Annotated in this window: 19 protein-coding genes and 1 pseudogene; 7 read left to right on the top strand and 13 right to left on the bottom strand. The window is 35.8% G+C overall.

Annotated features, from left to right (window positions below):
• A pseudogene (locus KTHG_RS14320) lies at positions 1-322 on the top strand (arsenic resistance protein); the annotation flags it as partial.
• A 21-nt stretch (positions 323-343) separates the two neighbouring features.
• On the opposite strand, the gene KTHG_RS14325 reads toward KTHG_RS14320, so the two are convergent.
• From KTHG_RS14325 to KTHG_RS14360, 9 genes are all read right to left on the bottom strand, one after another.
• Positions 344-790, bottom strand: coding sequence for a hypothetical protein (locus tag KTHG_RS14325; RefSeq protein ID WP_139994550.1), 447 nt, complete (start codon positions 788-790; stop codon positions 344-346).
• A 117-nt stretch (positions 791-907) separates the two neighbouring features.
• Positions 908-1495, bottom strand: a complete 588-nt coding sequence (locus tag KTHG_RS14330; RefSeq protein ID WP_139994552.1) for a hypothetical protein — start codon at positions 1493-1495, stop codon at positions 908-910.
• A gap of 121 nt (positions 1496-1616) precedes the next feature.
• Entirely contained in the window at positions 1617-2069 is a 453-nt protein-coding gene (locus tag KTHG_RS14335; protein ID WP_139994554.1) for a GNAT family N-acetyltransferase, read from the bottom strand.
• A gap of 197 nt (positions 2070-2266) precedes the next feature.
• The gene (adhP, locus tag KTHG_RS14340) at positions 2267-3283 is read right to left on the bottom strand and encodes an alcohol dehydrogenase AdhP (RefSeq protein ID WP_126989761.1); all 1017 of its coding nucleotides are present in this window, start codon (positions 3281-3283) and stop codon (positions 2267-2269) included.
• A gap of 397 nt (positions 3284-3680) precedes the next feature.
• The gene (locus KTHG_RS14345; protein WP_139994556.1) at positions 3681-4619 is read right to left on the bottom strand and encodes a bile acid:sodium symporter family protein; all 939 of its coding nucleotides are present in this window, start codon (positions 4617-4619) and stop codon (positions 3681-3683) included.
• A gap of 58 nt (positions 4620-4677) precedes the next feature.
• Positions 4678-5700: an SH3 domain-containing protein gene (locus KTHG_RS14350; RefSeq protein ID WP_139994558.1), complete on the bottom strand. Its 1023-nt coding sequence runs from the start codon at positions 5698-5700 to the stop codon at positions 4678-4680.
• An 832-nt stretch (positions 5701-6532) separates the two neighbouring features.
• On the bottom strand, positions 6533-6697 hold the full coding sequence (locus tag KTHG_RS21370) for a hypothetical protein (RefSeq protein ID WP_158620964.1): 165 nt from the start codon (positions 6695-6697) through the stop codon (positions 6533-6535).
• 464 nt (positions 6698-7161) lie between these two features.
• Positions 7162-8430 (bottom strand): ATP-dependent Clp protease ATP-binding subunit ClpX, encoded by a 1269-nt coding sequence (clpX, locus tag KTHG_RS14355; protein WP_126989758.1) that lies wholly within the window; start codon positions 8428-8430, stop codon positions 7162-7164.
• Positions 8431-8552: 122 nt separating this feature from the next.
• Positions 8553-10247 carry a hypothetical protein gene (locus KTHG_RS14360; protein WP_139994561.1) on the bottom strand — a complete coding sequence of 565 codons (1695 nt, stop codon included), beginning with the start codon at positions 10245-10247 and terminating at the stop codon, positions 8553-8555.
• A gap of 818 nt (positions 10248-11065) precedes the next feature.
• On the opposite strand from KTHG_RS14360, the gene KTHG_RS14365 reads away from it, so the two are divergent.
• The gene (locus tag KTHG_RS14365) at positions 11066-12553 is read left to right on the top strand and encodes a primase C-terminal domain-containing protein (RefSeq protein ID WP_139994563.1); all 1488 of its coding nucleotides are present in this window, start codon (positions 11066-11068) and stop codon (positions 12551-12553) included.
• A gap of 82 nt (positions 12554-12635) precedes the next feature.
• On the opposite strand, the gene KTHG_RS14370 is transcribed toward KTHG_RS14365, so the two are convergent.
• On the bottom strand, positions 12636-12968 hold the full coding sequence (locus tag KTHG_RS14370) for a hypothetical protein (protein WP_126989755.1): 333 nt from the start codon (positions 12966-12968) through the stop codon (positions 12636-12638).
• A gap of 13 nt (positions 12969-12981) precedes the next feature.
• The gene (locus KTHG_RS14375; RefSeq protein WP_158620963.1) at positions 12982-14088 is read right to left on the bottom strand and encodes a ParA family protein; all 1107 of its coding nucleotides are present in this window, start codon (positions 14086-14088) and stop codon (positions 12982-12984) included.
• A gap of 217 nt (positions 14089-14305) precedes the next feature.
• On the opposite strand from KTHG_RS14375, the gene KTHG_RS14380 reads away from it, so the two are divergent.
• The 3 genes from KTHG_RS14380 (at position 14306) to KTHG_RS14390 (ending at position 18900) form a co-directional block, all read left to right on the top strand.
• A complete protein-coding gene (locus tag KTHG_RS14380; RefSeq protein WP_139994565.1) occupies positions 14306-15439 on the top strand; it encodes a hypothetical protein in 1134 nt (377 codons plus the stop codon).
• Positions 15440-15669: 230 nt separating this feature from the next.
• Positions 15670-17355 carry a methyl-accepting chemotaxis protein gene (locus KTHG_RS14385; protein WP_139994567.1) on the top strand — a complete coding sequence of 562 codons (1686 nt, stop codon included), beginning with the start codon at positions 15670-15672 and terminating at the stop codon, positions 17353-17355.
• 324 nt (positions 17356-17679) lie between these two features.
• Positions 17680-18900, top strand: coding sequence for a S41 family peptidase (locus tag KTHG_RS14390; RefSeq protein WP_186439626.1), 1221 nt, complete (start codon positions 17680-17682; stop codon positions 18898-18900).
• Here the strand turns inward: KTHG_RS14390 and KTHG_RS14395 are convergent.
• Both KTHG_RS14395 and KTHG_RS14400 read right to left on the bottom strand, forming a co-directional pair.
• Positions 18895-19299 (bottom strand): pentapeptide repeat-containing protein, encoded by a 405-nt coding sequence (locus KTHG_RS14395; RefSeq protein ID WP_139994571.1) that lies wholly within the window; start codon positions 19297-19299, stop codon positions 18895-18897. The two genes, KTHG_RS14390 and KTHG_RS14395, sit on opposite strands and share 6 nt — an antisense overlap.
• Positions 19300-19357: 58 nt before the next feature.
• Positions 19358-19846: a DinB family protein gene (locus KTHG_RS14400; RefSeq protein WP_186439627.1), complete on the bottom strand. Its 489-nt coding sequence runs from the start codon at positions 19844-19846 to the stop codon at positions 19358-19360.
• Between the two features lie 501 nt (positions 19847-20347).
• Between KTHG_RS14400 and KTHG_RS14405 the strand changes: the two genes are divergently transcribed.
• Positions 20348-20734 (top strand): DUF485 domain-containing protein, encoded by a 387-nt coding sequence (locus KTHG_RS14405; protein ID WP_139994575.1) that lies wholly within the window; start codon positions 20348-20350, stop codon positions 20732-20734.
• Between the two features lie 27 nt (positions 20735-20761).
• Entirely contained in the window at positions 20762-22306 is a 1545-nt protein-coding gene (locus KTHG_RS14410; RefSeq protein WP_126989747.1) for a solute symporter family protein, read from the top strand.
• Positions 22307-22336: the final 30 nt, after the last annotated feature.

A 22336-nucleotide genomic window follows, 5' to 3' on the forward strand; every position in this document is an offset into this window, starting at 1 on the left:
GAAGGTCTTAACATTTATCGAGGATATTTTAATTGTCATTCCAATTTATATTTTATTTATGCTCATCATGCCGTGGATTGCCAAAGCGATTGCAACGCTTTTCCGCTTAGACATCGGTGCAGGACGTGCGTTAATTTTTAGCAGCTTCACACGAAATTCACTCGTTGTGCTCCCATTAGCTCTTGCACTTCCTAGCGCTGTACAAACTTTTGTCGCGGCCATTATTGTAACGCAAACAATTGTTGAAATTATTATGGAGCTCCTTTATATCCACCTCGTTCCAGCATTTATTTTACGAGACAAAAAAGCAGAAAACGCGTAAAGCATTTTCTGCTTTTTCCTATTATTGACCGTAAATCTGGAAGCCTCTTTTTTGCTGTGCATCTTTTAATAAAATAATAATGTTCGGAAACTCTTCAACATTTACATCCTCATGACTTGTGATGCCATTAACTTCCTCGCCAATTAAACCAAGTAAGAACGGGTTCAATTGCTCTGCTACTGTAATAAATGCTTCATTTATTGCAGCAGAACCTGTACGGCGCAATACTTTTGGGGACACGCTAAGCGTTAGCCAACTGGTCTCCCCCTCTGATTGCATTGCCGTCACAACGCATGGTACACGCCCTTCAGCTACACGTAATTGCCCCTGCAACTCTACATAATCTCCTGTAAAATGAGCTATGCCAACAACATTATCCGTATGTAATCGTTCAAGCGCCTGTTCTAATTGACCTTCAGTAAGCTCCAATGACAATTCATAAAAGCCGCCTTTATCGTACTTTTCCATTTTATCCCCCCTATTTAACATTATTGTATAACAAAAAAAGCCTGAAAGCCTAAAAGCTTCACATTCTATTTTCCTTCTTTTAAATACAAGCACATACTAAATAACGAATTCAAACCTTTATTCGTTATTTAGTATAGCTTCGACAAGTGGCATTAATGGATGCAGTAGCCCGTTTTTTTCTGCAGCATCTACCATGGAAAGCTGTGCAACCGCTGCATTTTTTGGTGCGTCTTGCAGTGCTGCCATAACAATTTTGTCATGCGCCACTTTATCGCCCGCCATTAATAAATCAAATGCTTTTGGAATGACCACAACCTCTACCTCTCTAGTTACATATGTATATAAACGTTTAAGCGTTCCTTCGACCGTTTGCGGATTCGTGAAAAATAAGGTTAGCGGTAGTTTTTGTTGTTTGAGTAATTTAAAAAACGGCACATCAATTTCAATCATCGGTACCGACAATGACGCATCCATTAACGCAATATAATTCGTACACGTTACAACAAGGACATCTGGTTTAGTTGTTGCAATCCATTGGAGCTGCTTCCCTACCTGCATTTTGGCTTGCTCTATTTGATGATGTTGTACATGCCACATCACACCTGGATCTACATAGTGCTGCAGTTGGACAGTATGACTATAAAAAGCCCGTTCTATATAAGCAATATTTGAGTAGTGTGCATGCAAACATGCAATATTTATCATTGTCTTCACCTCAGTAAATTTATTTATTAATTGTTTTATAAATTAACTAATTAATTTTATTTAGTATAACAAAAAAGAAGCTATGCCACATTTTAGATGGTAGCTTCTTTTAATTTATTAGTTAGTTTATTAGTTCACGAACCATTACCTTTTCACCGTGGACATCAAGCTCTCCATTAAAGTGAAAGCCCATTTTTTCATAGAGTTGAATGGCAAATAAATTATCATCGTAAACACTTAAAAAAATGCTATGACAATGATATTTTTCCGTTAAAAAATCCAACACTTGTTTCATAAAATATTTGCCATAGCCTCTTCCTTGAAAATGCTCATCAATTAAATATCGGTCAAACCAAATGCGTTCCTCGTTATTTTCTACAAAACGGCCATACATTGCAAAGCCAACCATTATATTATTGTCATACAATCCAACAGGTACATAGCGCGTATCTTCACGCGCTTCAGTTAGACACTCTTCCACCGTCTCTACATAACCTTGCTGATTTGGCGCTACTTTTAATTGTAGTGCCTGTTGTTTATTATCTACTGTGATTTCACAGATTTCCGAAAACATAATTTCAAGACCCTTCTTTTTCTTTTACATTCTTACTGTAAACTATCCAGTTACTGTATAGTCAAGCACTACAGCTTCAAACATATTATATAGAAGGAAATTTATTTATTAATTAGTTAATAGTTTAATAAATTAACTAATTAATTTTAAAACACTCATATGCTGAAAAAACAGCATATGAGTGTTTTACTAATGTATTATTTTGTGAAATCAATTACCATACGGCCTGTGATTTTACCTTCTTCCATTTCTTCTAAAATATCATTAATATCCTCGATTGGACGAAGGGCAACTTTCGGTACTACTTTACCCTCAGCTGCAAATTGGAATGCCTCTTGTAAATCTTGACGCGTTCCTACTAATGAACCCACTACTTGAATGCCGTCTAGTACAAGGCGTGGAATATTTAAATCCATTTTATCGACAGGTAAACCAACTGCTACAACTCGTGCACCTGCTTTTACAACATCAATTGCTTGGTTAAATGGCGTTTTTGCAACTGCTGTAATAACCGTTGCATCTAGCCCTTTACCGCCTGTTAATTCTTTTGCTTTTTCAACAGGGTCCTCATTTAATGAATTTACGGTTGCATCCGCACCTAGCTCTTTCGCAAAGGCTAATTTTTCATCGCTAATATCAAATGCGACTACTTTAGCGCCAAATACATTTTTAGCATACTGTACAGCTAAATTTCCTAAGCCGCCAATACCAAATACACCAATCCATTGACCTGGTCGAATTTGTGATTCTTTTACTGCTTTATATGTCGTAACTCCCGCACATGTCACTGAAGACGCTGCTGCAGGATCTAAATTATCTGGTACTTTTACTGCGTAATCGGCTTTAACAATAACTTCCTCAGCCATTGCGCCATCGACTGTATAACCCGCATTTTTTACATCACGGCACAATGTTTCGCGGCCTGTTGTACAATATTCACAATGTCCACAACTCTCGTACATCCATGCGATTGATACACGATCACCGACTTTTAATGATTCGACACCTTCGCCGATTTCAATAACTTTTCCGACACCTTCATGTCCAAGCACCACGCCTGTCACATCACCAAAATCTGCGTTTTTCACATGTAAGTCTGTATGACAAACGCCACAATATTCGGTTTTTACCAGTGCCTCTCCATATTCTAGTGCTCTTAATTGCTTGTCCTCAACTTTAACGGACTTATCACTCGTTACTACTGCTGCTTTCATCTAAAAATTTCTCCTTTCTCATTTGGGGAATATTTTTCGGTGAAAAATAAATGATTATAATTATCATTTATGGTTTCACTATACTTTTTTTACATAATTTAGTCAATTTATTTTTTCTGAATTTTCTTTTAATTAAAATAATAAACATTACCTTTATTGTGAATTTCTATCAAAAATCAACCGTATTTCAATGCGATAAAATAGTAAAGTAAGTTTTATTACCTATTTTTTTATGAATACGTCAAATTACATTAAATAAGTTTATAAAAAAAGAAAGACCTATTAAATAATATACGTCTTTCTTTTAATTGATTAATATGAAGTTATTTTTTACATTTCCTAATTTTTTTTAGTGCATTTTTAAATTACTCATAATTGTTTCTTTTTTAACGCTGCGCTAAACTTTAGTTACTTGACGCTCATTCAATTTATTGAAAACCGAAGCCAGTATTTGCTGAAACAACATACCAAAAACAACTGGCATCGCAACTTTGGCAGGAAAATAGGTTGTCGCAATAATGACACCTACCGCAATATTTCGCATACCTGCAGTAAATAAAAATGTCGTTGCAATCGTCCGATCCTTCCAAACGATGTAACCAATAATAAATGCAATCAAATAGCCAGAAACCGCAAGTGCAAAAACAATACCAATCACAAGCGCCAATTCACTATTGATATTTTTTAAATAGGGCGCAATCGCACTGCTATTAATCATAATAACACCAAATAAGCATAGCTTTGATAGAGGAGATAACACCGCACCATATTTTCGTTGAATTTGTCCTTTTGACACCTCATTTATGACGATTCCTAATAGAGAGGGTAGTACAATCATCCAAATTAAATCCATAATCAAACCCATTGTATCGATTTGAATCGTTTCTCCAACAAAAAGATGAAGAAGGGCAGGCATAATAATCGGAGCTAATAATGTGTCAATTAAAATAATAGCTAAACATAGTGGAATATTTCCTCGACCAATTGTTACCCAAATGACACTCGTTACACCGGTTGGGACTGCAACCGATAAAATAAAACCGATCATCAGTAAATGATCATCAAAAACCCATTGGGATAATCCATATGCCCAAAGTGGCATTAAAATATGTAAAAAAGCAATTGTGAATAAAATCGTTTTAGGATACTTTGTAAAAACTTTCACATCACGAAAATTCATTTTCAACCCACTAACAAGTGTCATAAAAGCAAATAACCATGCTACTAAAAATAATAAGTGTTGCCCGATATCCTCTAAAATTACACCTACTACTAAACTAAGTGGTGTTAGAATGGGCATCCATCTCTGTATAAAGCGATTTAATTTATTTAACATCTGTAGGCCTTCTTTCATTCCATAACAAAAAATCGCGACTAAGCGCGATTCATTTTAATTATTCACGTGTAACAAAATAGCTATGTACCCATCCATACTCATTAATACTTGGAACATGTACATAATACCAGCCATCTGATTCATCATAGACTTGTAGTTCCGTACCATTTTCTAGCTCTGCAATTTTCGGATACGTCTTTTCTGCGCCTTCACGTAATACTAATGTGTCATTATATACTTCGACAAAAGCTGCGTAGGCCTCTTTATATGTCGGGGCAGTAATCGATGTAAATGTGCTATTTACCCAGCCTTCTACACCTTTGCCAATCACAAATACTTTATACCAGTTGCCTTGTTTGCTAATGACCTTAAGCGCCGTACCATTTGGCAATTCCTTTGGTAGGGCTAATGGCGATTCTGCACTTGGGGCCTGTCTTAAATTCAATCCATCTTTTAAACGACCTGTACTCACGTAAATATTGTCTTCTTCTGACGAATTTTCCAGTGAGTTATTAAGCATTTTATAAATTTTATTTCCGAGCTTTGAATTTAAAGCTTTGGCACTTTCTGCAATCTTATCATTCAACAAATCTAACTCATCTTCAGATTTCTCTGCGACATCTTCATTATTTTGCTCGTCCGCTATTTCTAAACGCAGCGATTGAATCAATGCTTGAGAATAGTTTTCTAGTAACGCATACTCTGTGCTATTTTCTTCAAATGCTTCCTTTAAAAAATAAGTTTTAAAGAGCTGTGAAGCCTTCGCCGCAGTATCACCTTCTAAATATGATGTATTCACAATATTTACAAGCGCTCGTTTGAATTCTTGATTCTTATCTTGAATAGGTGTGTCATATTGTTGTTCATATTTATGTGCATACACTAAAACATTCTCTGCTATTTCTAGTGTACGATCATCAACAATTTCATTAAGTTCCTTCGTGAAATTCTTCGGAACCTTTTCCTCTTTTGCTGCTATCATTTTATTACTCTGATCACTCTCAGCACTCGTCGAACTACAAGCAGCTAGCAAACTCGTTGCTATGATGAGGCAGCTTACTCTTTGAAATGTTTTATTCATTTGTGTACCTCCAACATTGCTAGTCTTTCTTATTCTAACGGAAAATGGCTAGTTTAGGGAGGTTTTTATAAAAATGAAACGAAAGCATTAAAATTTATAAAATTAATTAGTTAATAAATTAATAGTTTAACTAATTAATATAGAGTATCTATTACTATTTGTTTCACGTGAAACAAACCCTTTCTACCTCCCGTGCTTTCGCTGATTTCACAACGACTTTAATTATTTCTGGCATTTTTAAAGACTTCCAAAACATATAACTATAGTTTGAATCATATGATTATAACCACAGTGTAAAGATATTTTCATGTGTGCCTATTAACAAGGTTTGTTGCGCATGCTTTACGACTAATTAATCCATTGCCTTCCTTATTCTATGCCGTGCTACTTCATTTAATTCTCCACTAGGGAGGGAAAACGGTGGTTGACGCCCCATAGTTTATGCATTACTTCTTCAAAACGTTTCACTGGTGCACTAGAAACACGGCATTCATTTAAACCTTCAAGAGTATGTATGTTTAACTTCTTTTGTTTTGCAATCTTGCTGTTCTTCGGTAATTCCTGGCCTATGGAGCATCAATATGTATGTACTGAAAAAAGAGACTAATTTTTCTACTTCTTCTCTTCCTTCTATTGAAAGCGGGCGATTATATTCATCTGTCGTATAATGAGAATGCGTGCGTGTCTTACAAATTAAATAGTCGTCATATCATTCTCTCGTAAAATAAATTAACTAATTAACAAAGTAATTTATTTATTTATTTATTAGTTTGTTATATAAAAAATAGGAACCACCATAGTAGCAGTTCCTGATTATCTCATGTCTATAAAGTTACGTAACTTTCTTCGTACGCTTTGAAATCAAATCTAACGAAATCCCTAAGATACCAACTACTAAAATAATAATCCCAAATAATTTATTACTGCCGAATAATGCATGATAAAACCCAATCCCTGTCATAAAGTACAATGGTGCTGTTAATAGAAATTGCTTCATATGTATACCTCCAGTTTCAATTAATTAGTTAAATAATTAATTGGTTAACTAATTAATTTTCTATTTGTGATATTCCAAGAAGTCGTAAAAGGATAATAAGTTACACATACTATTTTCTATCTACATTAGAGCGTAGTTTTTAATAACTTGTACTTACTTTTCTTGTTTATATTCTATTCGACATCGCATAGAGAATGTCCTTTATCTATCGGCGAAATAATTACTTTTAAAATCATACAAAATAAATTTTATTTTTTCTTAGCTAGCTTCGATTTACATTGTATCGGTTCTTGCTAAAAGTTTGATGTTCTTTCTATTATAAAGGATATTAAATGCTCCATTCAAAAAAATCAATTAACTAATTAGTTTTTTAATTTATTAACTGATTAAATTATTAATATACTAATTTATTTATTAGTTAATTAAAAAATCCCCACAGCAGTTGCTGTAGGGATTTTCGTTTATTATTTTGATTCTTTCACAATACGTTTTGGTGCTTTGCCACTGCGAATTGATTCTTCATCAAAGTAAAACGTTACGTTTTCTTCTTCATCAGGAAGATTGAACATATGCGGTAATAATACTTTTTCTAATACAGAGCGTAATGAACGTGCACCTGTTTTCTTCTCATAAGCAATTTCAGCGATTGCTTTTACTGCTTCGTCTGAGAATTCAATATCAGCACCATCATAGCTTAATAATGAACTGTATTGTTTTAGTAATGCATTTTGTGGTTCTGTTAAAATACGTGTCAATGCATCTACATCTAGTTCTTGTAATGGTACAACGACTGGTAGACGGCCAAGTAATTCCGGAATCATACCAAATTTGCGTAAGTCCTCAGCCTCTACTTCTAAAATGTAGTGGTTGAAATCTTTTTTCTTTTGTTCAGCTTCTGAAATTTCGTCAAAACCAATGCGACGACCTTCTTCACCTAAACGTTTTTTAATGATTTCTTCAATACCTTCAAATGAACCCCCAACAACGAATAAAATATTTGATGTATCCATTTCAACATTGTTGCCACCTGGGTGTAAGCGGTTGGCATCTAATGGTACTTGAGATTTTGTACCTTCAAGAATTTTTAAAATTTGTTGTTGTACAGATTCACCTGATACATCACGTGTGATTGAAGCTGATTCTGATTTACGACCTAATTTATCAATTTCATCGATATAAATGATTCCGCGTTGTGCGCGGTCTAGATCGCCATCTGCTGCTTGTAGTAATTGGCGCAACATAATTTCTGGGTCGCTACCTACATAACCAGCTGCTGTCATACTTGAAGCATCTGCTACAATCATTGGAATGTCAATTAGCTCTGCCACTTTACGTAGTAGATACGTTTTACCTGAACCCGTTGGTCCAACCATTAATACATTTGATTTTTCAATTTCTGGTTGACCTTCTTCACGGTGTGCGTTATGTGCCATACGTTTTAAGTGATTATAAATTGCTACTGCTAATACGCGTTTCGCTTCTTCTTGACCAATAACAAAATCATTTAGGTAATCACGAATAATAGAAGGGCGGACAAAGTTTTCAGCATTTAACATTGATTCATCTGACTCATTAACCTCATTATATTGTACAGGACCTAATCCTAAAATTTCATAAGCTGTTTGAATACAGTCTTCACAAATTGCTACTTTCTCATCTGGACCTTTAATAAAAACGGTACCTTCTAATTCCTGATGACAAATACTGCATTGTGTTAATTTTTCGTTCGTCATAATATCCCCCTAGGCGTTGTTGTTCACATACTTTAAACTAGTATGTTTTATTCGTCAATTAACTATGCTTATTGCATAGTTAAATTATACCGCTATCTATTTCAAGCGTACACTAACAAGCTCTAATTATCTTTCATCCACTGAAGCATTTTTTTGTCATTGTCCTTGTTATGTCGTTTAATTTTATGATTCATATAACGTGACAATGTTGTATGGCTCATGCCCATTTCCTCAGCAGCTTTACGAATCGAGTAACCAAGTTCATCGATTTTAGCTCGCATCGTTTCGGGTGTTAATAACATAACCGCAGATTCTTCAATGACTTCATCAAAGTCAAAGGATTCCTGCTCTGGCTCTGCAACATCTTCAAAAATTGCTTCAATGACTTCTTCAGTGGATTCTTCTATAAGTTTCTCGTCTGAATTAGTTGGCAATGGAATTTGTTTGCGGTTTTCTAATACAACCACATCCGGAGGTAAAATTGTCACGCTTAGCTGGCTCCAATAATTTTTTACCCATCCACGTTTACCAACACGCGCTTCATCAATCGTTTCACTATAATTCCACACTTTAATAATTTCATCGCGCTGCAAATCATCTAATACTTCTTCAAATTTATCCCGAAGTTGCACACCATTTAAACGCTCAGGAAAATTCATTTCCTTTAGCAATGTACCAATTTTAAATGGCTGATGTAATGTTCCTCGAACGACACGAATTTTCCATTGACGACTCAAATAACGAGTTAGACGCTTATGCTCCCGCTGTGTAAAATAACTATATTTAAATACTTTTAAGTCGAGCACACCTAATGACGATTTACTGCCATTTAAATATGGTTGTAATAACGATGATGGTTTAATCTCAAGTGCATAAATCCCTTTTGGCTTATTCGTTTTTTTATCAAAGGCAATACGAACATTTCCTACCTCAAACATCCGCTTGAAGTCTTGGAATTTGTATAGCTTCGAATTAATATCACGTGAATTGACGATTTTCAAACGGTCCGGTCCATCATTAAGCGCCACCCATACACTCGTTAGCGCAGCGACCCGACGCATAATATTGAATCGATCTCGTTCTTTAAATTTCATTGTGTCAAGTGCATCATCATTATGTCCATGCTGTAAAAGGAGGGCATCATCACTATGAAATTCAATGAAGCCATCACTTGTATGTTCACCAGTCATCCACATATATGATACTAAATCAAAAATATCTGCTGTTAATTCATCCAATGAACTAAGTGTATTTTCTACTGCATCAATTAAATAATCTGTTGGTTCGGTTTCCATTAATGGGGCAGGGCGCAATTCGGCCAAACCATGCAATTGACCTTGATTATCGACAAGCTCCGATTCAAGATGACCTTTCCCATTATCGGCAAAGCCTTTTTTGCTTGTGACGATATTGCGCATCAAATAAAAAGTCGTGCTTGAATCCGTCATCATATAATTTTGATTAACTAATGGTTTTGAAAAATCGATTTCTACGTCACTCATCATTTGGACAAAAGGTAACATCGTTTGTGTAATCGTATCTTTATAACTTTCAACCGTATCGCGAATTACCTTTTTCGTCATTCGCTTGAAATTGGTTAATTCCACAGTAATTAAATTAAATAATGCGAGGAACGCTTCATTTTTTGGTTGCTGGTGCAAACGTTCATCATCTGATGTCTGGTACGCATCTTGATGCCATAATTCTAATAGCATTGGTGCATCTTCGAATAATTCCTTCGTTTCTTCATACACCGCAACCTTTGTTTGTTCATATGATAATAAGATTGTTTCCGAAATCGCTGCATATTCCATCATGCACCACCTCTTTTCTTATTATTTATTATAACAAAATGCACCATCAAACAAAGCTGTATACAAAAATCTGCACCATTTTTTAAGACATGGTGCATAAATGTCGAAAAATGCGATGGATTTGCACCAAATATGCCGAATGGTGCAAAAGTACAGACAAACCTGTGTACTATAATGTGCACCATCTTGATGAAAAAACATAATATGCACCACTTTGTAGACGGGTTTGTCCAACAATAATAAACGCACCACAACCAACAAGAAATAGAAAAAAAATCCCACAAAATAAAATGACCTAATTTTTGTAAAAATGCACCTCAATTAAGAGAAAACACATATTTTTGGTACAAACCCGTGTACAAACTCCAGACAAACCCGTGTAGTATTTGGCTTAATATGCACCATTGGAACAAACCCGTGTAGTTAAAAAAGCCGTGGTTGTCATATTGTCGATTTTTTGGTGCATTTCTGGTGCACTTTTTTTTGGTGCATTTCCAAACCCGTGTAGTATTTTTTTTTACACCAGGGGGTATTTTTGGTACAAACCTGTGTACAAACATAGATGGATAAAATTTACAAATGTTGTCGCAACAGCTTTTTATACAAATTTAAATGGTGCATTTCTATTTTATATGTGGTGCAATATGAAAAAAAGTGGGACAAACCTGTATAACAAAAAAATTTCAAAAAAATTTCAAACCCTTGTGGCAGTAAGGCTCAAGGGCATTTTCATTTTGGTGCATAATCCTCTAGAGAGAGCACTTTCACGTTTTTCGGATTCTCTATAATAGAGAAAACAATCGGAGGAGGTGTATCTCAACATGCTAAATGCGTTCTATGACACTCTATTACATGATGGAATTGCGACATATCGCTATCAATTTTCACATGCACCAGAACAAAAGCGTCTACAAATGGAACATTTGGAACGAAACACACGTAAAGGTGTGCTTTTTGCGGTGCGAAATAAAAAAGATTTCTCACAATATGGTGTAAAAGGTTATATTATCAATTCAAAAGAGCGTTTATTAGACGATGTTGCCGGTTTAAGCCACTTTACACCGAATGTTTACCGTTTTGGTGCATATACAGATTCAAAACGCACCATTGTACACGGGTTCGTCGAAACGAATTTGCAACAAATCAATGCTTTTGTTGTCGACATTGATACAAAGGCTTTTTCGGTGCAAGATATTTTACTCACATGCCTTGATGAATCCATTGGTGCACCAACGGCCATTATTGCCTCGCCGCGCGGTTATCAAGTGTACTTTGTATTAGCAGAGCCACTTTATATTTCAAACAAACATGATTTCCAAGGCTTAAAAGTAGCCAAACGAATTGCAGCTAATCTAAAAAAGAGCTTACACAGCGTCAAAGCCGATCTTTATTGCAATGACTTTGGTTTTTTCCGTGCACCAACGGAAAAAAATATGGTGTGGGCGCAACTTGATCAAACATATAGCATCAAACAATGCATTGACTGGTCAATGCGTCAAAATGAAGGTGCACCACTTTATGCACCTCAGCCAAAACCGTCTACAAACAACTTCATGCAAACAGATTGGTTCCATGCCCTTATTAACTCAACGCATATTAAGGGGGCAAAAGGGCAAATCGGTCGTAACAATACATTGTTTACGCTAGCGCTTATTTGTTATAGCGAAGGGAAGTCTACAGACGAGGCGTTTGACATCATCGATGAATTCAATGCGAATTTGCACCAACCTTTAGCTAAAAATGAGCTTACAGCTGTGATGCGTTCTGCTTATTCAGGGCGCTATCAAGGTGCTTCAAAACAATACATTCAGGAATTATTGGCGCTTTACGTCCCAAATCAGCACTTTGAACTGCCTTCAGGAGGCTGGTACAAATTCAAAAAAGAACGTCATGAACGTAGTCGAAGTCATTATACGGAATGGGAAACGGACATCATTGCCTACTTAAATGCACAAAAATGCACCAACGGTCCGTTTATTTGGCATTCTCAAAAACAATTATGCGAAGCACTCAATATGCCACAAAGCTCATTGAATGAAGTCATAAAAAAATCGCACCAATTAGTATTGGTGCGAAAAGGAAAAGGTCGTGGTGCAAAAACTGGTTGGACAACTGTTACACGCTATGTAAATTATGTACGAACGCATGCACAAAAACTTTCTGCGAAAAAAAGTGCTATGCGTATTTCATTATGGGCACTTATTGCTGAAACAAATTTTATCCAGTCAAAAGCTTGCACAAAACTCATTGAAACACTCTATCAACTTGCACCATACAAATTACCAAAGCTTGTGGGTAACTCTGGCTAATTAATACTCCACTGTGCCAATACATATTTCTAGTAATATAAAAAAGACTCCTCTGGTTAGAGAGAAGTCTTTAGCTAACTATTTAGTTTAAATTATTTTTATAGGCTTCTAGTTCTTTTTGGAATTGTTGTTCATCCATTTCAAGAAGTTTATCTACTGCAAAATCAATAACTTCTAATAATTTCATGTCATGTTGTGCTGCATTGATTTTAAAGAATTGATGTGCCTTAGCAGACATCAGAGTTGTTTTACGTTCAACTTTTTCCTTCTTTTTTGGTTCAACATGAATTTCATCTTTCATTAATGCAAGGCCACGAGCTTTTGGCTCAGAGAAAGCAGCTTGATGAGGATTTTCACCTTCTGCACTAAATTTACTGTTCAGTGCATCGTTTTCTAATAAGTTTTTGCGTCCCATAATGTGAGACCTCCTATATATTCTTTAATTCTTTTAATTGTGCAAGAGAACCTTTGGATTCAGTCCATTGAACAATACGTTGGATAACAAAACGTTTTTTAGCTGTTTCAATATCTTTGAAAACATCGCGTAAAGCGCTCGTTAATTGATTCGCTGTAAATTCAAGGCTTTCTAAAACATCATCACGATAGAAAACAGCTTTATTAAAAGCTTCGATTAGTGTATTGTACTCTGAATGGTTTAAATCATCGCTAGCAAGCTCTAAAAGCTGTTCTAAGCGAATTTTAGGTGTATTAGCTGGTAATTTACCAACACGGATTAAAATCTCTTGTGCAAGCGAATCATACATCGCAAACGTATTTTTATCATGTTGATCAAACTTACCTGGGTTTGGTGGAACTAAATCATACCGTTTCACACGTTCACGTTCATAAATACGTGAATAGAAAATATTATCTCCATATGTTTGAAGTGCCGAAGAAATAACTGTGTAATCAACATTACTACGTTTATTTTCAAGATACATTAAAATACCAAGCAGCTGTGCACCATCGTAGCCGTATTTCGAATTATGAGCGCTCTCAGCCGTTTTATTTGATTCTTTAAGGAAACTGCTCATTTGACGGTAACTTTTCGCTTGCGTCATCATAACACCGATATAATAGTCACTTGCTACAATGGCATTAATATTTTGGATATTTGAAGTAGGTGGTACATCATACAAAATAAAATCATAATTTGCTTCTACTTGTTGAATAACTAAATCTAAATAAAGTCCCGATTCAAATTCACCAAATACGCCTTTATTAAATAATAATAAATCCAGCCCGCTTAATTCTTCCCCTGAAGGAATCAAATCTAAATTTTCATCTAACTTCACAACAGCATCAGCAGCGGTCTCAGGAGACTTAATGGCTTCAAAAACAGATGTATGATTGGCTAGCTCATGCTGCACATTAAATGTACGTACTAAAAAGTCAGTTGAGTCTGCTTGCGCATCGAAGTCGACAACGAGTACGCGTTGATTAAAATGTTTTGCTAAAGAAATCGCAAGGAGACAAGTCGTGGTCGTTTTGCCAACGCCACCTTTACTGTTACCTAGCGTAATTTTAATTGCCACAAATTCCACACTCCCTTAATTCTTACAATACATATAGTATAGCAAAAAAAACACTAAATTAATATGTTAGTTTTTTAAATGATTAAGCTATTAAACTATTAATAAATTAACTAATTAATTTAAAAAACTAAAATTTCTCATAAAAATTCAAAATTTAACCTATTTTTAACCTTTAAGAACTATATTTATAAGGACAATTAACTTAGGAGGTTACAAAATGAAAAAAATCATGTTATCAACAATGGTGGCTGCAGTCGGACTAACACTTATTGCACCAACTGCTAGTGAAGCAGCATCAAATGAAAAATTAAATAAAAAGAATGTGCTAGTGGATAAAAGCACAGGGAAAGCAGTAAAAGGGTTTAAAGTATATAAAGGAAAGCTTTATAAAAATGGTAAACTAAACAAAGGCTATGCTGTTGTGGGATCGGGCGCTAGCATGAAGCTTTACTACAATGCTAAATTGAAAAAAGGATTGAAAACAGCAAAGCATAAACAGTATTTATTTGAGAACGGCAGACTGACAAAAAAATTAGTGGAATTTAAAAGTTTATTCTATTATAAAGGGCAACTTGCGAACGAAACGATTGATGGTGTTACGTATACGTATGGAAAGAATACATCTGGTTCTCTAGCAGAGCAGTTCGTAGAAAATGTACAAACGGCTTTAGCAACGAATGGGGATACAGCCGCAATTATTATGAAGTATTTAGAAACGAATGGGCAAGATACATCAGCTTCTACTAGCTTAATGTATGTGAAAAATTTGAATACGATTTTACCAAGCTTCTTAAAAACAGGGAGTGCAGAGGAAATTGTTGCTTCATTTAATGCAGTAGTAGCTGAAGCAAAAAAAGCTGAAGCAGAGATTGTGAAGGTAGATAAGCAATCAAAAGAATTATTAGCACAATATCAGCAACTGCAAAAAACTTGGGGGAATGATGAAGCAGGTAAAGCGCAGCATATCGCCTTCTTAAAAGTGATGCAAACAGAAATGGCAGCGGTCTATATGGAAATGAATAATTTACCAGATACGACGAAATGGATTTTAACGAGCGAAGAAGTTGGTTTGAAATATGATCAAGTACTACGCGATACATGGCTACAAAGTTTAATTAAAATTGCAGATTTACAAGGCTTATCAGAATATGTGGGCTACGGTAAATTTGCAAAACCTGAGCAAGTAACGGTGCAAAATAAAGAACAAGCGAAAGCTTTCTTAGCAGTTATTAAGAGTTATACAGGAATTGAAAAACAACTTCTAAGTGCGGGTGTAGTTGAGCGAGCAGGTGTTGATTTAGATACCTATGTTCAGCAGTTTGAAACAACAATTGTAGCATTAGAAAAATAATATACATGAAATTGACTAGGACGAAAAATCGGAACCGCGCGACAGCGCGATTCCGATTTTTCTTATGCTCCTAGAAGTGGTCATTTTTACACGTATGGATTACTCTCTTTTTTAGTTAGTCTATATATCTTTTAATTTTTTTTGAATAAATATTATGAAAGTCACATATTTTTATTTATTTATGGGTAAATAGTTAAAGTGTTAGATAATTCAAAGGTAGGTGATTTGTAATGAATGTAGGGAAGAAATTAAATATGGCCTTCTCTGTAATTATTGGATTAATGATTGCATCAGTCGTTATTACACTAATTAACTTAGCATCAATTCGTGAACAATCAGAACTTGCTCTAGGTAGCCGTGTTCAACAGTTACAATTAGCAGAGGAAGTGCAAAAGGGCATATTTCAACAAGGACTGTATGCACGAGCAGTTATTTTAAATAATAATGAAAAGACAATGCAGGAATTAAAAGACAGTGCGAAGATTTTAGATGAAGATATTTTAGAAATTAAGGGTTTATTAATTTCTAAAGAGATGAAAGAATCATGGGCGAAAATGAATGAAAGTAATGATTTATTTAATGGACAGCTCGAAGAACTTATTAAAGCTGTCGAAAATGATAATTTAAAAGAAGCTAGTCGTATCGTTAATGAAAAATTAACGATAACAAATGGTGCTATTTTGACAGAAGCGAAAACGATGATTGATTATCAAAATAAAAAATTAGGGGAAGCGCGAGCGGCAACAAATGATGCTATTGCATTTACAAAAATGATAGCAATTATTAGTGTTGTCGTCAGTATTCTTATTGGAATTTTCCTTATGATGATGATTAAGCGTACGATTACAAGGCCACTTCAACAAGTAACAACAGCTGTAGAAATTGTATCAAACGGAGATTTATCCCAAGAAGATATCAATTACAAATCAAAGGATGAAATTGGTATTTTAACAACGGGTGTAAATACGATGAAAGAAAATCTGCGTCGACTCATTCAAAATATTCAAAGTAATGCAGAGCATTTATCTGCAGCAGCGGAAGAATTATCTGCTAGCACGGAAGAAGTAACTGCGACAAATGAAAACATTTCATCACAAGTAGCAACTACTTCAAAGGTAACGGAGGGTTCAGCAAAAGCGGCAAATGAAAGTGCCATCGCAACAGATGAAACAGCGCAGGGAGTTCACCGAATTGCAGAAGCTGTCCAAACGTTAAATCATGCATCAACAAATGCGAGAGGGATTTCAACGAATGGTGTATCTATTTTAGGACAAGCAAAATCACAAATGGATGTCATTAGCAATTCAACAAGTTTAGTGAATCAGCTTGTGGATAAACTAGCTAAGCAAACCGAAGAGATTGAAAAAATCACAGGTGTTATTACAGATATTACAGATCAAACAAATTTACTAGCACTGAATGCCTCGATTGAAGCAGCGCGTGCAGGTGAACATGGTAAGGGATTTGCGGTTGTAGCAGAAGAGGTAAGTAAATTAGCTGATCAATCGAAGGAATCGGCAAATTTGATTGTTGCATTGACACAGGAAATTAAAGCAGATACGAAAAATGTTGAAAAAGCTGTTGAGAATTCACTTGTTTCGGTACAAGATGGTGTACAAATTATTGTAGATGCGGGGACATCATTTGCAACAATTTCAGAGGCTATTAATACGATGACTTCACAAATCGAAGATGTATCGGCAACGGCAGAACAATTATCTGCTGGTGCTGAACAAGTATCTGCTTCTGTTCAGGAGATTTCGTCAGGTACACAACAAACTGCTGGTAGTATTGAGGTCATTGTGAATGCGATGGGCGAGCAAATTTCAACAATGGTTCAAGTGAGTGAAGTGGCACAAGATTTAAGCTTAAGTGCACAGCGTCTAAATGAGGAAATTAGTAGCTTTAAAGTATAATAATGATAGTGAAATTAGGGTATTAGTCGATTGATTATCATGAAAGTAGATATGGCTGGATTGATTGTACAGAATATACAAAATGCAGTTGATTTTTATTTGTAACGCAATTAAAAGAAGAGGTTGACCAATTGTGCCAGATGATAAAGGAGCCATAGGAAGCACTTGGAGGTCAGAATTATGCATTAGTCGTAATGCGAATCAAAATATTATTAGTCTTTTTTACAATGTTTGACGCGTTTTATAAAACATGCTACGTTTTAGTGTAGCGACAGTAGAGAAAAGAGCCGCTTTTAGGGGGGCTCTTTTTTTGGAGGAATGACTATGTGGACGAAGGAAAGTATCTTTAAAGAAATTAAAAAAATTATGCTAGAGGATTATGCTGGGAATTCAGCAGTAGTGCAAACATCACTACCGAAAGTAACAAATCAAATGAGTGATGAGGCGTTTGTTCGAGTGGTAGAAGATTATTTGGCAACGTTTAAAGATGAGCATCTTTATTTGAGCGTTAAAAATAGTGTGCGACCGAATATTGGTTTTCGTGTACGTCGTCATGAGGATGTACTCTATATAATAGAAGCTTCTCAAGAAACACGCTTACATACAGGTGATAAAATTATCGCAATTGATGGTCTTTCTATTGAAGAGCTATCTAAAAAATATGCCTTACAGCTACTGCATGATAAAGTAGAACGCCAAAAATGGAATAACGTTTTAATGCGCGCGCGAACAATTACCGTTGAACAGCGTGGCGTGGCAATGGAAATGGTGTTGACGACTTATGCTAGACAACGCTATCAACCAACGTATGCAGCGAAGGCATTAACGAGGGAAACATTTTATATGAAATTTACCGATTTTGCACAGGAATATGGCGTGCGTGAAATACTAAAGACATATGAACAGGAAATCGCTGCCGCGAAGCATTTGATTATTGATGTACGTGAAAATTATGGCGGTAATGATGCATTTTATTTTCCATTACTAGATTTAGTTTTTGACCGCGATTATACCGCAAAAGAATTGCAGGGCAAGGATACGATGTTTACCAATTATACTGCACGTAATTGTGCGCTGATGATGGCACTGCTTGAAGATTATATAGAGCCAGGGATGAATCAGGAAATTGAACGAATGCTTGACCGTGAAATGTTTTTATTGGAACAGCATCGTGGTCAGGGCATGATAGAAGTGGAAGAAGAATTGGATTTTACGGTAGAAGGAAAAGCAACGCCGCCAGCAATTTATATTTTAACGGATTATTACTGTGGCAGCTCAGGGGAAACGTTTGTGGCATACGCAAAAAAATCGCCAAAAGTAACCATTGTAGGACGACCAACAATGGGGATTATGGCGACGTGTAATGTTTTGACCGTTGATTTTGGTGATGTGGCTTTGAATTATAGTATGTCAAAAATCAATGAGGATAGTGAGCTGGCTTCAAAGGATGGCATTCAGCCACATATTTATGTTCCATGGACACCCGCACATTTAACAAAGGATGTTGATATGGAGATTGTACGAGCATTAATCGCTGAGTTATAAGCTTTGAAATAGAACTTGCCAAATCAACATGATAATGACGACGGTAATAATAATGGGCAATAAGCGTTTGATTGCCGGCTGGGCAAAAGAAACATGCCTTAATGTGGCATCATGTAACGCAAGCTCTTTATAAGTTACGTCATGAAATTGGACGTCTTGTAATAAGGCTTCATGGAAAGTTGCATCATCAAATTGACAATTTTTGAATTGGACTTGCTCAAAATAGGCATAATCAAATGAAGCACCTGAAAAATTAATGTGCTCAAATGTAATGTTTTTTAGCGTGGCATATTGAAACTGTGCATTTGAAAAGTCAGCATCCGAAAAATGCATCCCTTCATAATGTGTATGTTGGAAATTTTGTTCGATAAAATCGATTGCTGTTACACGTAAAGTCATCTGAAACACCCTTTCTTAAAAAAGCCGAAATCGTAGGATATACGATTTCGGCTTTTCTTTATGAAATTGCGGCAATGATTTCTTTAATCTGTGCTAAATGGCGTTGCTCATGGTAGCCAATAAAATCAGGCCATTGTGCAAGTGAAAGTGCGCCAAATGCATCGTTTTTAGCGACAACATGCTCTAAATCTGCATCGTTAGCATGGGCAAAGGCATTGTTTAAGGATTCTCGACTTTTTTCTAAATGATGCAGTACTTCTTCTAATGAATAGGTTTCTTGCTTTGGCTGCCATTTGTCAGGCGCACTGAATTTTTGTGTGCGATCGGTTGTTAAATGAATTGGTTTTTGACGAACCTCTTCGATGAATTCACGCTTTAAAATGGCGTCCTTTAATACAGTACTGACATCTTCCTCCATTAAAGCTAAATGTTCAACGACTTGTAACACTGTCCAGGAATCCTTATCAATGGCTGTATTCAATGAATCAATCGGTAACTGCGTGATATAATCGATTAATTCTTTACGGGCTTCTGTTAAAATTGACAAAAAATCAGCTCCTTTATAGAGTATATTCCCGATTTTTAGAAAGAATAAAAGCATTATTATTATTTGAATGAGATAAAAGAAGACTTGAAAATTCAAGCCTACTATACGAATTGTGTATTATTTCTATTTTTGTTATAGTACACAAAGAAAAAATTTTATAGATTTTTAATTATACTAATATATAATTGAGAAAATCTGTTTCAATCGTTTATTTTCTTTTAAAATACTAATTTAAGTACTCTATGTCTCTATTTTCTTTTTAAAAAGTGAATATTCTGTTAATTTTGCGAAAACGATTTATATTAGCTAGAAAATCAGAGTTTTCTAGTTCGTTATTTTTATATTTTTCATAAGGTTTTATTTTCCATTTAAGGAAAAAGTGATGAGAAAAACTTGTTGCTTTTGCATAACAGTGCACATACAATAGGTTTACGGAACATTACTAAAACAGAAAATTTTATCATCTAAGTAGAATTTTCAGCATTGAAGGGGGTTTTATAAATGGCTAATCAAATGGATATTTCTGTTGAACAACAGCCGAAAACAACGGTTGGGGAGCCGGTGTTAGCGAATGAAAAAGAGAAGGAACGCCAGGTGTATAAAGAAATTGCGCAAATGGATTCTTTTAAGTTATTAGTTAAAAAGAAAAAGAAATTCTTATTCTCAACAACTATTTTATTTTTAATTGCCTATATTATGCTACCTGTTTTAACATCTTTCACATCTGTATTAGAACATCGAGTAATCGGAAAAATCACATGGGTTTGGGTGTATTCATTGTCACTATTTGTGATGACGATTGTGTTATGTGAGGTGTACAAATACCGCGCAGGTAAGTTTGATAAAGAGGTAGAAAAAATTATGAAAGAGTATGGAGACAGCAAGTAGTTTCATACATCAAGGGGGATTTGGCTTATGAGCATTGTAACGATTAGTTTCTTCTTAGGCATTGTTGGATTGACATTATTTGTGACCTATCTTGCGGCAAAGAAAACGTCTTCAGCAAGCGATTTCTATACGGCTGGTGGAGGGTTAAAAGGCTGGCAAAATGGGTTAGCCATTTCAGGGGATTACTTATCGGCGGCCGCATTTTTAGGGGTATCGGGTGCCATCGCATTATCGGGATTTGACGGATTTTTCTTCTCTGTAGGGTATGTAGTAGCGAATTTAGTAGTACTATACATTATTGCAGAGCCGCTTCGTAACTTAGGACGTTACACCTTAGCGGATATGATCACTGCGCGCTTTAACGAAAAACGTGTTCGTGCTGCCGCGGCACTGAGCACTATTACCATCGTTATTTTATATATGATTGCACAGCTTGTAGGTGCTGGGGCATTGATTCAATTATTATTCGGTATCGACTACTGGATTGCTGTGTTAATCGTCGGTATCATGATGACGATTTATGTATTATTCGGTGGCATGGGCGCGACGAGCTGGGTACAAATTATTAAAGCTTGCTTATTACTTTTCGGTACAGGCTTAATGTCATTCTTAGTATTACGCCACTTTGACTACAGTATTATTAACATGTTCGATAAGGTTTCACAGGCAACAGAGCATGGCGATAATTTCTTGAATTCAGGTGTAAAGTATACGAATGGTTTTGATTCAATTTCGATGTTAATTGCTTTAGTACTTGGTACAGGTGGTCTTCCGCACATTCTAATGCGCTTCTTCACTGTAAAAGATGCGCGTACAGCACGTACATCAATTTCTTGGACAACTTGGATTACAAGTATTTTCTTCACATTAACAATTTTCTTAGGCTTTGGTGCTGCCGCATTCGTCGGTGTAAAAGATATTATGGCAGCCAACGCTGCAGGGAACTTAGCTGCACCGCTACTAGCCGAATACTTAGGTGGCAATGTGCTATTATCATTCATTTGTGCAGTAGCATTCGCAACGATTTTAGCTGTTGTATCGGGTTTAGTATTAACAGGCGCATCGGCTATTTCACATGATTTATACGGTGAAATTTTGAAAAAAGGCCAATTAACAGAGAAACAACAAATGCTTGCGGCACGTGTTGGTTCCATTGTATTAGCTGCTTGCTCTATTTTATTAGCATTAGGCGCGCAGTCATTAAATGTGTCATTCTTAGTGTCATTTGCATTTTGTATTGCAGCATCTGCAAATTTACCGGTTATTTTGTACACAATCTACTGGAAGCGATTCACATCGACCGGGGCGATTGCTGCAACAATAACGGGCTTAGTCAGCTGTCTTGTACTTGGCGCACTGAGTCCGAATGTATGGAACCTAGAAGGAACAGCCATCTTCGTTGGAGAAGCATTATTCCCATTAACGAATCCGGCGATTATTACTGTACCACTTGGCTTCCTTGCAGGCTATATAGGCTCGATGCTTTCGAAGAAGGAAGAAAATGATGATGTCTTTGACGAAATTACGGTAAAGGCTAATACAGGTATGGGTGTTTCAGATATTTCGCATTAACATAAAAAAAGAGGTTTTGACATACGTGTA

Source organism: Kurthia sp. Dielmo (assembly GCF_000307285.2).
In the GTDB taxonomy this organism is placed as follows: domain Bacteria; phylum Bacillota; class Bacilli; order Bacillales_A; family Planococcaceae; genus Kurthia; species Kurthia populi.

Excerpts from the sequence above, each read along its gene's own strand:
- KTHG_RS14325 (WP_139994550.1), bottom strand. The coding sequence starts at position 790 with ATGGAAAAGTACGATAAAGGCGGCTTTTATGAATTGTCATTGGAGCTT.
- KTHG_RS14330 (WP_139994552.1), bottom strand. The coding sequence starts at position 1,495 with ATGATAAATATTGCATGTTTGCATGCACACTACTCAAATATTGCTTAT.
- KTHG_RS14335 (WP_139994554.1), bottom strand. The coding sequence starts at position 2,069 with ATGTTTTCGGAAATCTGTGAAATCACAGTAGATAATAAACAACAGGCA.
- adhP (WP_126989761.1), bottom strand. The coding sequence starts at position 3,283 with ATGAAAGCAGCAGTAGTAACGAGTGATAAGTCCGTTAAAGTTGAGGAC.
- KTHG_RS14345 (WP_139994556.1), bottom strand. The coding sequence starts at position 4,619 with ATGTTAAATAAATTAAATCGCTTTATACAGAGATGGATGCCCATTCTA.
- KTHG_RS14350 (WP_139994558.1), bottom strand. The coding sequence starts at position 5,700 with ATGAATAAAACATTTCAAAGAGTAAGCTGCCTCATCATAGCAACGAGT.
- KTHG_RS21370 (WP_158620964.1), bottom strand. The coding sequence starts at position 6,697 with ATGAAGCAATTTCTATTAACAGCACCATTGTACTTTATGACAGGGATT.
- clpX (WP_126989758.1), bottom strand. The coding sequence starts at position 8,430 with ATGACGAACGAAAAATTAACACAATGCAGTATTTGTCATCAGGAATTA.
- KTHG_RS14360 (WP_139994561.1), bottom strand. The coding sequence starts at position 10,247 with ATGATGGAATATGCAGCGATTTCGGAAACAATCTTATTATCATATGAA.
- KTHG_RS14365 (WP_139994563.1), top strand. The coding sequence starts at position 11,066 with ATGCTAAATGCGTTCTATGACACTCTATTACATGATGGAATTGCGACA.
- KTHG_RS14370 (WP_126989755.1), bottom strand. The coding sequence starts at position 12,968 with ATGGGACGCAAAAACTTATTAGAAAACGATGCACTGAACAGTAAATTT.
- KTHG_RS14380 (WP_139994565.1), top strand. The coding sequence starts at position 14,306 with ATGAAAAAAATCATGTTATCAACAATGGTGGCTGCAGTCGGACTAACA.
- KTHG_RS14385 (WP_139994567.1), top strand. The coding sequence starts at position 15,670 with ATGAATGTAGGGAAGAAATTAAATATGGCCTTCTCTGTAATTATTGGA.
- KTHG_RS14390 (WP_186439626.1), top strand. The coding sequence starts at position 17,680 with ATGTGGACGAAGGAAAGTATCTTTAAAGAAATTAAAAAAATTATGCTA.
- KTHG_RS14395 (WP_139994571.1), bottom strand. The coding sequence starts at position 19,299 with ATGACTTTACGTGTAACAGCAATCGATTTTATCGAACAAAATTTCCAA.
- KTHG_RS14405 (WP_139994575.1), top strand. The coding sequence starts at position 20,348 with ATGGCTAATCAAATGGATATTTCTGTTGAACAACAGCCGAAAACAACG.
- KTHG_RS14410 (WP_126989747.1), top strand. The coding sequence starts at position 20,762 with ATGAGCATTGTAACGATTAGTTTCTTCTTAGGCATTGTTGGATTGACA.